This window comes from Curtobacterium sp. MCBD17_013 (genome assembly GCF_003234565.1).
Taxonomy (GTDB): Bacteria; Actinomycetota; Actinomycetes; order Actinomycetales; family Microbacteriaceae; genus Curtobacterium.
The window spans coordinates 15,271-28,153 of record NZ_QKTU01000023.1 but is presented as its reverse complement, the minus strand read 5'-3'; the positions used below and the strand labels follow the sequence as shown (position 1 = coordinate 28,153).

Annotated in this window: 12 protein-coding genes; 6 read left to right on the top strand and 6 right to left on the bottom strand. The window is 72.2% G+C overall.

The annotated features are described in order from the left end of the window. Positions 1–263 precede the first annotated feature (263 nt). The 3 genes from DEI81_RS15145 to DEI81_RS15135 all read left to right on the top strand — a co-directional run bounded on the left by DEI81_RS15145 (position 264) and on the right by DEI81_RS15135 (position 5,035). Positions 264–776 (top strand): VOC family protein, encoded by a 513-nt coding sequence (locus DEI81_RS15145; RefSeq protein WP_111011568.1) that lies wholly within the window; start codon positions 264–266, stop codon positions 774–776. A gap of 528 nt (positions 777–1,304) precedes the next feature. Then, positions 1,305–4,325, top strand: coding sequence for a DUF11 domain-containing protein (locus tag DEI81_RS15140; protein WP_111011561.1), 3,021 nt, complete (start codon positions 1,305–1,307; stop codon positions 4,323–4,325). Positions 4,326–4,384: 59 nt separating this feature from the next. Further along, positions 4,385–5,035 (top strand): class F sortase, encoded by a 651-nt coding sequence (locus DEI81_RS15135; RefSeq protein ID WP_258368782.1) that lies wholly within the window; start codon positions 4,385–4,387, stop codon positions 5,033–5,035. 37 nt (positions 5,036–5,072) lie between these two features. Here DEI81_RS15135 and DEI81_RS15130 read toward each other — a convergent pair whose 3' ends face one another. Together DEI81_RS15130 and DEI81_RS15125 are read right to left on the bottom strand one after the other, a co-directional pair. Next, positions 5,073–5,477, bottom strand: coding sequence for a DUF1304 domain-containing protein (locus DEI81_RS15130; RefSeq protein WP_181434616.1), 405 nt, complete (start codon positions 5,475–5,477; stop codon positions 5,073–5,075). Between the two features lie 97 nt (positions 5,478–5,574). Continuing rightward, complete coding sequence (locus tag DEI81_RS15125) at positions 5,575–5,862, bottom strand: putative quinol monooxygenase (RefSeq protein WP_111011559.1); 288 nt, start codon at positions 5,860–5,862, stop codon at positions 5,575–5,577. 187 nt (positions 5,863–6,049) lie between these two features. Here DEI81_RS15125 and DEI81_RS15120 point away from each other — a divergent pair, with 187 nt between their 5' ends. The 3 genes from DEI81_RS15120 (at position 6,050) to DEI81_RS15110 (ending at position 8,258) form a co-directional block, all read left to right on the top strand. Then, a complete protein-coding gene (locus DEI81_RS15120) occupies positions 6,050–6,721 on the top strand; it encodes a haloacid dehalogenase type II (protein ID WP_111011558.1) in 672 nt (223 codons plus the stop codon). 62 nt (positions 6,722–6,783) lie between these two features. Next, a complete protein-coding gene (locus tag DEI81_RS15115; RefSeq protein WP_111011557.1) occupies positions 6,784–7,146 on the top strand; it encodes a chorismate mutase in 363 nt (120 codons plus the stop codon). Further along, positions 7,143–8,258, top strand: coding sequence for a beta-propeller fold lactonase family protein (locus DEI81_RS15110; RefSeq protein ID WP_111011556.1), 1,116 nt, complete (start codon positions 7,143–7,145; stop codon positions 8,256–8,258). Before DEI81_RS15115 ends, DEI81_RS15110 begins: the two co-directional genes overlap by 4 nt. 101 nt (positions 8,259–8,359) lie before the next feature. On the opposite strand, the gene DEI81_RS15105 is transcribed toward DEI81_RS15110, so the two are convergent. The 4 genes from DEI81_RS15105 to DEI81_RS15090 all read right to left on the bottom strand — a co-directional run bounded on the left by DEI81_RS15105 (position 8,360) and on the right by DEI81_RS15090 (position 12,816). After that, positions 8,360–9,304, bottom strand: a complete 945-nt coding sequence (locus tag DEI81_RS15105) for a 2-hydroxyacid dehydrogenase (RefSeq protein ID WP_111011555.1) — start codon at positions 9,302–9,304, stop codon at positions 8,360–8,362. 2 nt (positions 9,305–9,306) lie between these two features. After that, positions 9,307–11,607, bottom strand: a complete 2,301-nt coding sequence (gene purL, locus DEI81_RS15100) for a phosphoribosylformylglycinamidine synthase subunit PurL (RefSeq protein ID WP_111011566.1) — start codon at positions 11,605–11,607, stop codon at positions 9,307–9,309. Between the two features lie 256 nt (positions 11,608–11,863). Next, a complete protein-coding gene (gene purQ, locus DEI81_RS15095) occupies positions 11,864–12,559 on the bottom strand; it encodes a phosphoribosylformylglycinamidine synthase subunit PurQ (protein WP_111011565.1) in 696 nt (231 codons plus the stop codon). Positions 12,560–12,564: 5 nt separating this feature from the next. Then, a complete protein-coding gene (locus DEI81_RS15090; protein ID WP_111011554.1) occupies positions 12,565–12,816 on the bottom strand; it encodes a phosphoribosylformylglycinamidine synthase subunit PurS in 252 nt (83 codons plus the stop codon). Between the last annotated feature and the right edge of the window lie 67 nt (positions 12,817–12,883).

The window sequence follows — 12,883 nt, the reverse complement described above, 5'->3', positions numbered from 1 at the left end:
ACCAGTTCGCGGCGAAGCTCTGCTGACCCGCCCTAGGCCCTCGCCCCCGCCCCGGGCCCTCGGCCTCGCCCCCGCCCTCCTTCGGAGACCGCCTGTTCCCGACACTGCGCGCGTCGTCCGACAACGGGAACGTCGCTTCATACGTCCGCAGATACTGCGTGCGCATGTGACGACGGAACCACTGTCGGACGACACGAGTTCGGTCGTCTGTGGACACGACGCCGTCCGAGCAGTGCTCCGCGGCCGGGAGTTGGATGAGCGACATGACCGATGACAGCGCCTTCCGCCCCGCCGGCTACACCAGCCTGACCCCGTTCCTCGTCGTGCACCCCGCGGCCGAGGCGATCGCGTTCTACGTCGATGTCTTCGGCGCCGAGGTCGTCTACCGCCTCGACGCTCCCGCCACCCAGGGCGGCGAACCGTTCGTGGGGCAGGCGGAGCTCGACTTCGGGACCGGGCGACTGCAGCTGTCCGACCCGATGCCGGCGATGGGACTGACCCCGCCGCAGAAGGGCGGCGACGGCGTCAGCAGCTCGACCGTCCTCTACGTGGCGGACGTCGACACCGTCTACGCCAGGGCGGTCGCAGCAGGCGCCGACGGGCGCGAGGCCCCGAGTGACTTCGTGTCCGGCGATCGCTTCGCGTCGATCATCGACCCGTTCGGACACCGCTGGGCACTGCTCAGCCGCCGCCCGGACATCTCCGAGGAGCAGAGCATCCGCGCCGTCGAGGAGTGGTGGGGGCAGGCCGCCGCACAGCTCGCCGCCGACGCCTGAGCACCGGGCTGCTCAGCGCCCGAGCCGTAACCAGCGCCCGAGCCGTAACCAGGGCCCGGGTCGTGCCCGTGCCCGTGCCCGGGCCCGAGCCCGAGCCCGAGCCCGCGGTCGCGGCCCGGTGTGGGACGAGGTGCTCGAGGATCCCGCGTCGCCCCCAGGTCATGCGACGGGTGACGTGACCGGCCACGACCCCCGTGTGCCGCGAGGGATGGCCGATCGCCGCCGCCCGTGGACGTCAGAGTGAACGCCTCCCGTTCATGACGTCCACCCGACCGCGGTCGCCGCGGTCCGCGGTGGTGGAAGGCCCACGCTGCCCCGATGCACACGCAACACCACAGGAACCGCCCCGGCGGCGCACCCATCCGGAGGCGGATCGCGGCTCTCGCAGCCGCCGTCCTCACCGCGAGCACCGCCCTCGCCACCGGCGTCCTCGCGCCCGTCGCCGAAGCCCGCACCGTCTCGGATTCGCCCACGGGCTGCGGGTACGGCAGTGGAGGGACTGAAGCGTCCAATCTGTGCTGGTTGGACATGTCCTCGTACGACGAGGGTCAGGCGCGCTCCGCGACCGGCCAGACGATGAGCGCCCGGCTCCCCGGCGGTTACGTCCTGCGATACACCATCAGGACCGCGACGCCGAGCGGGTACCGTGCCGGCACCACGCGTGCTGCGAGCACACCGACGTACAAACAGGCGTACATCGGGACGCAGATCTACCGGGGCATCCCAGGTCGACCGGCACTCGGGTTCGACGACGCGCGGAACGTCGGGGCGCGCTTCGCATTGAGCGACATGCACGTCGAGGACGCGTCGGGGACGCCGGTCACAGGATGGGGCATGGTCGCCGCCGATGCGGAGACCTCGGAGACCCACGAACGGATCGACTTCGCGTCGGACGTTCCGCTCGGTCGCCTCGACGTCCCGGATCCGGCGCGACCCGCATGCAGCGGGGGCGTGACCGGGATCGGATCGACCGCGGTCCGGTGCGAGGGGGGCAGAGGACCGTTCGGTGCGCTCGTGCTCCAGGCGAACGAACCGACGTCGATCGAGGCCGTCCTGAGCGAGACCAACCGCAGCGGCGCGGAGGCTGTCGCGTTCGCGTTCGTCACGTCGAGGTTGACCCTGCGGAAGGCGGTCGACGGGCGCTCGAGTCCGTCCGACTCGTTCGACACGGCGATCACGTCACCGCAGGGGACCGTCCTGGCATCCGCGACGACCGGGGGTGCCGACACCTCGACGACGGGGTCGACCACGGTCCTCCCGGACAGCCGTGGAGGCGCGTTCACGCTCTCCGAGACCGCCACCACGGGCACGGGCACCGACCTGTCCGGGTACGCGCAGCAGTGGACCTGCACCAACGCGAATCCCGAGAGCCCGACGCGGTTGCCGTCGGGCGGCGGCACCGTCCAACGCGTGACCCCGGCGGCCGGTGACGACATCACGTGCACGGTCACCAACAGCGCCCGGAGCTACACGGTGACCAAGTCCGCCTCAGCGACGGTCGCACAGCCGGGGGACCGCGTGTCGTACACGATCACGGTGGCCAACACGGGGAACGTCGACTACACGTCGGAGGACCCCGCGTCGTTCACGGACGACCTGACGGGTGTCCTCGACGACGCCAGATACCGCGACGACGCGTCCGGTGGTGCGGTCGTCACCGGGAAGACGCTCTCCTGGTCGGGCGCGCTCGCGGCCGGTGCGACCCGCACGATCACGTACTCGGTCACGGTGGACGATCCCGACCAGGGTGATCACCGACTCCGCAACGTGGTCGCCCCGTCGTCCCCGGGCGGGACCTGCGGAGCGGCCGGGTGCGCCACGACGACGCCGGTCCGGTCGTACGTCCTGACGAAGACGGCGGACCGTTCCGACGTCGTCGCGGGATCGACCGTCCGCTACACCATCACGGTCGAGAACACGGGCGCGGCCCCGTACACGGACGCGCATCCGGCGTCGTTCGAGGACGACCTCGCCCAGGTCCTCGACGACGCCGCGTACGGCCGGGACGCGACGGCGTCCGGCGGTGCCGTGGCGTACGACGAGCCCGGGCTGCGGTGGTCGGGGCCGTTGGCGGTGGGGGCGAAGGTCACCGTGACGTACTCCGTCCTCGTCGGTGATCCGGGTGGTGGCGGTGACGGCCGGCTCGACAACACCGTCGTCGGCACTGCTCCGGGCGCGAACTGCACGACCACACACCCGGACCCGGACTGCACGGCCCACTCCCGCGCCGCCGCCTACACCGTCGAGAAACGAGCGTCTGTGTCCGCCGCGGACCCGGGCGACGTCGTGACCTACACCGTTCGGGTGTCGAACACCGGCAAGGTCGACTACACGGCCGGGAACCCGGCCTCGTTCACCGACGACCTCTCCGGCGTGTTCGACGACGCCGACCACCAGGGCGACACTCCGGACGGCGCGACGATGTCCGGGAACACCCTCTCCTGGTCGGGGGCCCTGGCCGTGGGGCGGACGAAGACCATCACCTACTCGGTGGCCGTCCACGACCCGGACACGGGCGATCACGAGCTCGTGAACTCCGTCCGACCGACGGCCGCAGGGGGGTCCTGTGGGACGGCAGGGTGCGCCACGACCACGAAGGTGCGCTCCCTGGCGGTGAGCAAGACCGCCGACGTCGACGTCGTCACGCCGGGAGGGACGGTCACCTACACCGTGACGATGCGGAACACCGGTACCGCGGACTACACCGCGGCACACCCGGCGACGTTCGTCGACGACCTGTCGGGGGTGCTCGACGACGCGACCGTCGACACCCTCCCGGACGACGTCACCTACCGCGAGCCGGAGTTGACGTGGAGCGGCCCGCTCGCCGCCGGCGCCTCCGAGGCGTTCACCTACTCCGTCACCGTCGGTGACCGTGCCGCGAGTGATGCCGACGACGTCCTGACCAACACCGTCGTCGCGCCCCACAGCAACTGCCGCTCCGACCTGCAGGACCCGACGTGCGTCGTGCGGGTCCCGGTCCGCTCGTACTCCATGCAGAAGACGGCCGACACCGACCACGCGGATCCAGGGGACGTCGTCACCTACACCGTCACGGTGGAGAACACCGGGGCCGTCGCGTTCACGGACGAGGACCCGGCGTCCTTCGAGGACGACTTGTCGGCGGTCCTCGACGACGCGACCTACGACCGGGACGCGGACCACGGCGCGACGGTGTCGGACGCCACCCTCGCCTGGTCCGGGGCGCTCGGGGTGGGCGAGACGACGACGGTCTCGTACTCGGTGACCGTCGACGATCCCGACACCGGCGACCGTTCGCTCGTGAACGTCGTCACCCCGAGTGCTCCGGGCGGTGCATGCGTGACCGACGCAGGATGCACGACGACCACGGCGGTCGCGCCTCCCGAGCCCGAGCCCGGCGCGGAGGCCGCGCCGGACGAACCGGTGACCGGCCCGGCGGTGCACACCGGGGGCACGGTCGCCGAGCCCGGGGCGGGCGCGCGCTGGTGGACGGTGCTCCTCGGTGCCGGAGGCACGGCGCTCGCCGGTGTGGTGCTGTTCACGGTCCTCCGGCGTCGCCAGCGGTGACCGATCCGCAGGCGGATCCCGCGCGACGGAGACGTCGGACGGGCCGGCGCCGGCCGCGGGTGCTCCTCGCGGCCGGCGCCCTCGCCGTGCTCATGATCGCCGGTGGCGTGGGCGGGTACTTCCTGGACGCCGGACCCTCAGCGGCCGGAACGGTGGTGGACATGCGCGGCAACGCCGTGCAGCTCGACCCGGAGGGTCCGATCGCGACCCGGCCCGCGACCGGGGCCGGAGCCATGACCGGGGCCGGAACCGTGGCCGGGCAGGAGGAACGGGCCGGCTCCCGGTTCATCGTCAGGTCCCTCGATCTCGACGTGCCCCTCGCACGGCTCGCCGCCGCCGGCGGGGTCATCACCCCGCCCGGGTTCACGTCCGCCTACGTCGTGGACGGTCTCGGGGCGTCTCTCGCCGAGGGGGACCGCGGCACGGTCTTCGTGGTCATGCACTCCCTCCGCAACGGCGGCCTCGCGCCGGGGAACTTCTTGATCGACGTCGCTCGGCGGCGCGCTTCGGTGGCCCCCGGAACGGTCATCAGCGTCGGCGGTGTCGAGTACCGCGTCAGCACGGCGCGCGTCGTGCCGAAGGGTCGGCTCGCGTCGACGTCGTCGGTCTGGAGGGACGTGCCGGGCCGACTCGTCGTGATCACGTGCCTCCAGCGACCGGACGGCCGCCGCTCCGTCGACAACGTGGTGATCGAGGCGACCCGGGAGTGAGCGGGGCCCGCCACGCGGTGCGGCCGGGAGGCGCGGCTCAGGACGCGAAGAACGACCCGATGAACGCGAACACGAGCGCGATCAGCGGGAACGACCCCTGCACCAGCGCGGAGTTGCGGTAGCGGCGACCGGTGGCTCCGAGGATCACCGATGCGCCGACCATGCACGCGCACGCGAAGACGACGAGAGCCCACCCGGTCGCGCTGCTGCCCGTGACGACGAGGACGACCCCGAGCACCGCCCCGATCGCCAGGAAGAGGTTGTAGAAGCCCTGGTTGAACGCCAGTGTCCGGGTTGATCGCGCCTCGGCCTCGTCCGCGATGCCGAACACCTGACGCGTGCGCGGGCTCGTCCAGGCGACGGATTCGAGGAAGAAGATGTAGACGTGCACCAGTCCGGCGAGGACGGCGAACACACACGAGATCCCGAGCACGATCGACATGGGAACCATTGTCCCAGGAGCGGGGAGCTGCCCGGACCACGCCCGGGAGTGGTGTGGACGGCAGTGGTGTCAGCGGGGTGTGTGGGGGAACCCCCGATCAGAGTGCGCGGAACGTCCGCCGCTCCCGGCCCTCCAGATGGGGGATCGCTCCCAGCGTGCCGTACTCCGAGAAGTGGGGCGAGTCGATGTGTGCCTGGAACGCGTCGTCGTCGACGTACTTCTCGAAGATCCGGAACACGCGCGGCTCGGCGTCGTCGACGTAGACCTCGTACACGAGGTTGCCCGGCTCCGCGTGCGTGGCCTCCACGAGGCTCTGCAGGGACTCGGCGACCGTCCCCTCGTGTCCCTCGATCGCGATCCACGTGGCGCTGACGATCGTTGCCATCCTCGACTCCGTTCCCGTGCCTCCCGGCCCGCGCCGGTCCCGGCCGACGCCGGGCGCTGCCGAGCCTAGGCGGGCAGGAGGGCCGTGTCCGGCATCCTCCCCTCCACAGCGCCGACCGCACCGCCGTCGTCCCCAGGGTCAGCCGGGAGGCCCCGGCGCGCCCGTCCTGGCGCGTAGCGTCACCGACATGGACCGACCCGTCATCGTGCTCGACGTCAACGAGACCCTCTCCGACCTGTCGGCGCTCACCCCGGCCTTCGAGGCCGAGCGGGCTGCCGGTGCCCTCGCGCAGACCTGGTTCGCCGCCACCCTGCGCGACGGCTTCGCCCTGACGATGGTGGGCGAGTCCCGTTCGTTCGCCGAGGTCGGACGCCCCGTGCTGCTCGGGCTCCTGGCACACGTCGAGGGTCTGCTCGACGAGCCGGCGGATGCGGCTGACGCGATCCTCGGAGCGTTCGCCGAGCTCCCGCCGCACGACGACGTCGCAGCGGGGATCACCGCGCTCGCCGCAGCCGGGCACCGGATCGTGACGCTGTCGAACGGGGCGGGAGCCAACGCACGGGCACTGGTCGAGCGAGCCGGGGTCGCGGACCTGGTCGAGCGGCACATCGGCGTCGAGGACACGGGCGTCATGAAGCCCCACCCGGACGCCTACCGGCGGGGGCTCGCGTCGCTCGGGGTCGAACCGGGCGACGCCGTGCTCGCCGCGGTGCACCCCTGGGACCTGCACGGTGCTCGGCGGGCCGGGCTCCGGACGGCGTTCGTCGACCGCACCGGGGCGCCCTGGCCGGCGGTGTTCGAACGCGCGGAGTTCGCCGTGCCGTCCCTCGTCGAGCTCGCAGGCGTGATCCACATGTGAGTGCTCTCCACAGCCGCTGTCACACAGCGACCCGTGGTGGTGGCCGCCGTTAGGCTCGTCGCATGACCGCCGCCGATCAGCCCTCCGGGACCACCACCGACACCCGAGGAACCCGCTCGGCCTCGCCGTACGAGCGCTCCGCGGTCGACGAGCTCGCGGCGATCCGGCAGAGCATCGACAACATCGACGCGGCCGTCGTGCACATGCTCGCGGAGCGGTTCAAGTACACGCAGCGGGTGGGGTACCTGAAGGCCGCGGCCGGTATGCCGCCAGCGGACCCGGAGCGCGAGCAGGTCCAGGTCGCGCGGCTGCGGTCGCTCGCGGCGGAGTCGCACCTCGACCCCGCCTTCGCCGAGAAGTTCCTCAACTTCATCATCGCCGAGGTGATCCACCACCACGAGCGCATCGCGGTGGGCGACGAGTGACGGACACCGCGGACGGGGCGGGGCAGGGACTCGCCGCGCTGCGGTTCCTCGTCGGCGGGTACACGGCATCCCGGGGTGGGAACGCGACGGGGATCTCCCTGGTCGAGGCGGACACCGCGGGTGACCTGGCGGCGCGGACCATCGCCGTCGTCGACAACCCCTCGTTCCTCGTGCAGTCCGGCGACAGCGTGTTCGCCGTGTCCGAAGCGGCGGAGGGCAGCGTGCATGCGTTCCGCCGTCACGACGCCACCCTCGAGCACCGTTGGGATGCCCCGAGCCACGGTGCAGACCCCTGCCACGCGCACGTCGATCCGTCCGGGGTCCTGCTGCTCGCGAACTACTCCTCGGGCAGCGTCGGTGCGGTCGCACTCGAACCAGCGGACGTGCACGCCGAGTCGGTCCTCCACGACGGGACGGTCGCGTACGAGCACGGCGCGGAGACCCGGGCGGGAGCCCCGGTCCTCTCGACGACCGGCACCGACCTCCCGCACGGCTCGGGGCCGGTCGTGACTCGGCAGGAGCAGCCGCACGCGCACCAGGTCGTCGCGGGCCGCAACGGCACCGTCCTGGTCTCGGACCTCGGCGGGGACGCGATCCACGAGTACCGCATCGGTGTCGACGATGACGGCGCCCCCGTCATCGACCACGTCCGTCAACACGCCCTGCCCGCCGGGACGGGGCCCCGGCACATGGCGTGGTGGGGCGACCACCTGCTCGTCAGCGGGGAGCTCGACGGACGGGTGCACCGCCTCCAGGCCGATGCCGACGGCGTCCTGCACGACATCGAGAGTGCACCCGCGTTCGACGGGCCCGTCGGCGAGACGCTGCTGTCCCACATCGAGGTCGACGACGCCGGTCGCGTGTACGTGGCGGCTCGCGGGCGCGACACCATCTGCGTGCTCGATGCCGCACAGGGGCTGCGACGCCTGGCGGAGGTCCCGTGCGGCGGATCGTGGCCGCGGCACTTCGCCCGCGTCGGCGGGTTCCTCCTCGTCGCGAACGAGCGGTCCGACGGCGTCGCGGTCCTGCCGCTCGACCAGGACGGCATCCCGGGTGTCCCCGTCGCGGTCGTCCCCGTTGGGACCCCGACCTGCATCGTGCCCATCGCCTGAGCCGAGGGTCGGGCAGCCCGGGGCGCCGTGTCCGTGGGCGCCGTGTCCACAGGCCACGCCCGGACCGTCGAAGACAGGCGGAACGGGATCGGTGGGCGGGGTCAGACCGTGGGGGAGCCCGCCCCCTCGGGCTGGACCACGTTCGCGAGCGGCCGCCCGGCCGCCAGGGCCGCCACCTGCCGCCGCATGAGGTCCACCGTCCGCGGCACGCTCAAACCCGTGTTCCCTCCGACGTGCGGCGTCAACACGGTGTTCGGCGTCGTCCAGAGCGGGTGCCCCGCGGGCAGTGGCTCCGGGTCGGTGACGTCGAGCGCCGCGGACAGGCGCCCGGACGACAACTCGGCCACGAGCGCCTCGGTGTCGACGACCCCACCGCGGGCGACGTTGACGAGCAGGGCGCCGTCGGGCATGGCGGCGAGCAGTTCGGCGGACATCAGCCCGGCCGTCGTGTCGGTGAGCGGGGTGATGAGCACGACCACGTCGGCCGTCGCCACGAGCGTCGGGAGCTCGGTGAACGCGTGCACCTGCCGGCCGTCCTGCTCGCGAGCGGCGCGGGCCACGACGGTGACGTGGGACTTGAACGCCTCGAACCGCGCGGCGATCTCGCGGCCGATGGAGCCGTACCCGACCACGAGCACCCGCCGTTCCGCGAGCGAGCGCCCGAGCCGAACGGTCCACTCCTGCCGGGTGCGCTCGAGCGTGTGCACGTCGAGGTTCCGGAGCGAGGTCAACGCCAGGCCGACGGCGAGTTCGGCGGTCTCGTCGTCGTGGATCCCGCGGCCGTTCGCGAGCGTGGCGTGTCCGGGCACGTGGGGGAGCGCCCACTCGTACCCCGCGCTCGGGAGCTGCAGGAGCTCGAGCCCGGGCAGGTCGTGCACGTACTGCCAGCGGTGACCGCCGCGGAAGTACGCCGGGATGAGCACGCCGCTGACGGAGGACGGCCGGGGGTGGGGCGACTCGATGTCCCACACCTCGAGCGTGACGCCGTCGGGCGCGGGCCCGAACAGGTCGAGCATCTCCGCGGTCGGCAGGGTGACGACCGTCATCGTCAGCCGAGCGTCCCCTCGGTGACGGTCTCCTCGACCACGGCACCGAACCGCTCGGGCAGGGTGCTGCCGTGGGTGCGACGGAGCTCGGCGAGCGGCACGGTGAAGGCGCCCTGGAGCTCGAGCGCCCGCGACTCGGCGTCGGTCACGCCGATGCGGAGCACCGGGTACCCGCGGCCGTCGCAGAGTCCCTGGAACCGGACGTCGTCCTCGCGCCGGACGGTGACGAGCACGCGGCCGGTCGACTCCGAGAACAGTGCGGTGGCGAGGTCGATGCCGTCGCGGTCCTCGAGCTCGTCGAGCACGACCCGCGCGCCGATGCCGAACCGCAGCACGGACTCGGCGAGCGACTGCGCGAGCCCGCCGTCGGCGAGGTCGTGCGCGCTCGTCAGCAGCTGCTCGTCGGCCGCGGCGTGCAGGAGGTCCGCGAGGGCCTTCTCCTGGTCGAGGTCGACCGCCGGCGGACGCCCGCCGAGGTGCCCGTGCACGCTGCCGGCCCAGGCCGAGCCGTCGAGCTCGAGCGAGGTCCGACCGAGCAGGTAGACGTTGTGGCCGTCGTCCTGCCAGCCCGACGGCACCCGCTTGGCGACGTCGTCGATGATCCCGAGGACACCGACCACGGGGGTCGGGTGGATCGGCGTCGTGCCGGTCTGGTTGTAGAACGACACGTTGCCGCCCGTGACGGGGATCCCGAGCTCCATGCAGCCGTCGGCGAGGCCCTCGACCGCCTGCGAGAACTGCCACATCACCTCGGGGTTCTCCGGGGAGCCGAAGTTCAGGCAGTCGGTCACCGCGGCGGGCACCGCACCCGTCGTCGCGACGTTGCGGTAGGCCTCGGCGAGGGCGAGACGGGCGCCCTCCTTGGGGTCGAGGTAGCAGTAGCGGCCGTTGGCGTCCGTGGCGATCGCCACGCCGAGGCCGGTCTCCTCGTCGACGCGGATCATGCCGCCGTCGTCGGGGAACGACAGTGCCGTGTTCCCGAGGACGTACGTGTCGTACTGGTTCGTCACCCAGCGCTTGTCCGCCATGTTCGGCGAACCGAGCACCTGCAGGAACTGGGTGCGGAGGTCCTCGCCCTCGAACGGACGGTCGAGCGAGGCCGCGCTGTCCTCTTGCACCGCGTCGATCCAGGTCGGGTAGGCGACGGGCCGGTCGTACACGGGGCCGTCCACCGCCACGGTGCGGGGGTCGACGTTGACGATCTCCTGCCCCTGCCAGTCGATGACCAGGCGGCCGGTGCTGGTGACCTCGCCGAGGACGCTCGTCTCGACGTCCCACTTGGCGGTGACCGCGAGGAACGCGTCGAGCTTGTCCGGCCGGACGACGGCCATCATGCGCTCCTGGCTCTCCGACATGAGGATCTCCTCGGCCGTGAGCGTGGGGTCGCGGAGCAGCACGTCGTCGAGCGAGATGTGCATGCCGCCGTCGCCGTTCGAGGCGAGCTCGGAGGTCGCGCACGAGATGCCGGCCGCGCCGAGGTCCTGGATGCCCTCGACGAGGTCAGCGCGGAACAGCTCGAGGCAGCACTCGATCAGGACCTTCTCGGCGAACGGGTCGCCGACCTGGACCGCGGGCCGCTTGGTCGGGCCGCCCTCGGTGAACGTGTCGGAGGCGAGGATCGACGCGCCACCGATGCCGTCGCCTCCTGTTCGGGCGCCGAACAGGACGATCTTGTTGCCGGTGCCCGACGCGTTCGCCAGGTGCAGGTCCTCGTGCTTGAGGACCCCGATCGCGAGCGCGTTCACCAGGGGGTTCCCCTGGTAGATCGGGTCGAAGTAGGTCTCGCCGCCGATGTTCGGCAGGCCCAGGCAGTTGCCGTAGAACGAGATGCCCCCGACGACGCCGTGCACGACGCGCGCGGTGTCCTCGGCGTCGATGGCGCCGAACCGGAGCTGGTCCATGACCGCCACCGGGCGGGCCCCCATCGAGATGATGTCGCGGACGATGCCGCCGACGCCCGTGGCCGCGCCCTGGTACGGCTCGACGTAGGACGGGTGGTTGTGGGACTCGACCTTGAACGTGACGGCGTAGCCGTTGCCGACGTCGACGACGCCGGCGTTCTCGCCCATGCCGACCATGAGCCGCTTGGTCATCTCCGGCGTGACCTTCCGGCCGAACTGCCGCAGGTAGTTCTTCGACGACTTGTACGAGCAGTGCTCGCTCCACATCACCGAGTACATGGCGAGCTCGCCCGAGGTGGGGCGGCGGCCGAGGATCTCGCGGATCCGGGCGTACTCGTCGGCCGTGAGCCCGAGGGCCTCGTACGGCTGCTCCTTGTCGGGCGTCGCGGCGGCGTCCTGCACGGTGTCGGGAGCCGGGACCCCTCGGCCGCCCGCGGACGGGCCGCCCGCGGCGCCAGCGGGAGCGGGCCCGGGGATCGTCGGCGCGTCGGCGACCGGGGCGCCCGGCGCGGTCGTGGCGGGCTCGGGCGCGAACTGCGCGTGGGCGTCGGGCTGCTGGGCGTCGGTCACGGCTGCGTGGGCTCCTGGTCGCGGGCGTCGACGGTTCGGCGCCGGGTGGTCACGTCGGTGCTCGCCGTGTGACGAGCGGGGGTGCTCGTCACCGGACGAGCGTCGACTCGATGACCGAGGTGAAGAAGGTGAGGCCGTCGGTGCCCGAGGACATCGCGGCGGGGGTGCCCGGCCCGAACCCGGGCTCGGTGGCGTGCTCGGGGTGGGGCATGAGCCCGACGACGTTCCCGCGCTCGTTCGAGACGCCGGCGATGTCGTCGATGGAGCCGTTCGGGTTGACCCCGACGTACCGGAAGACGACCTGCCCCTCGCCCTGGATGCGCTTGATCGTCTCGCTGTCGGCGACGAACCGGCCGTCGGCGTTCTTGAGCGGGATGGTGATCTCCTGCTCGGGCGCGAACCCGCTCGTCCACGCGGTCTCGGCGTTCTCGACGCGCAGCTTCTGGTCGCGCCGGATGAACTGCTGGTGTGCGTTCCGGGTGTGCGCGCCGGGGACGAGCCGGGCCTCCGCGAGCATCTGGAACCCGTTGCAGATGCCGAGCACCGGCATGCCCTTGTCGGCGGCGTCGATGACCTCGGCCATGATCGGCGCCTTCGCGGCGATCGCACCGGCGCGCAGGTAGTCCCCGTACGAGAACCCGCCGGGCAGCACGATGCCGTCGACGCCCTGGAGGTCGTGGTCGCCGTGCCAGAGCGCGACCGGCTCGGCACCGGCCAGGCGGACGGCGCGCTGGGCGTCGCGGTCGTCCAGCGATCCGGGGAACGTGATGACGCCGATGCGCACCGGGGTCACTCGCCCTCGACGTGGACGGAGACGACGTCCTCGATCACGGCGTTCGAGAAGACATCGGCCGCGATCCCGCGGACCTCGTCGAGCTTGGCGTCGTCGACAGGCCCGTCGACGGACACCTCGAACCGCTTGCCGATGCGGACGTTCGTGAGGTCGGACTTGCCGAGGCGGGCCAGGGCGCCGCCCACGGCCTTCCCCTGGGGGTCGAGGATCTCTGCCTTCGGCATGACCTCGACGACGATCGTGGGCACCTTGTCAACTCCAACAGGGGTCGGGGGGAAGGGACCAGCCGAGTCTACCCTTGCGTCCGGTTGTTCC

What these genes read in the sequence shown, in the direction of transcription:
- DEI81_RS15145 (WP_111011568.1), top strand. Translation starts at nt 264, where the DNA reads ATGACCGATGACAGCGCCTTCCGCCCCGCCGGCTACACCAGCCTGACC.
- DEI81_RS15140 (WP_111011561.1), top strand. Translation starts at nt 1,305, where the DNA reads ATGTCCTCGTACGACGAGGGTCAGGCGCGCTCCGCGACCGGCCAGACG.
- DEI81_RS15130 (WP_181434616.1), bottom strand. Translation starts at nt 5,477, where the DNA reads ATGTCGATCGTGCTCGGGATCTCGTGTGTGTTCGCCGTCCTCGCCGGA.
- DEI81_RS15125 (WP_111011559.1), bottom strand. Translation starts at nt 5,862, where the DNA reads ATGGCAACGATCGTCAGCGCCACGTGGATCGCGATCGAGGGACACGAG.
- DEI81_RS15120 (WP_111011558.1), top strand. Translation starts at nt 6,050, where the DNA reads ATGGACCGACCCGTCATCGTGCTCGACGTCAACGAGACCCTCTCCGAC.
- DEI81_RS15115 (WP_111011557.1), top strand. Translation starts at nt 6,784, where the DNA reads ATGACCGCCGCCGATCAGCCCTCCGGGACCACCACCGACACCCGAGGA.
- DEI81_RS15105 (WP_111011555.1), bottom strand. Translation starts at nt 9,304, where the DNA reads ATGACGGTCGTCACCCTGCCGACCGCGGAGATGCTCGACCTGTTCGGG.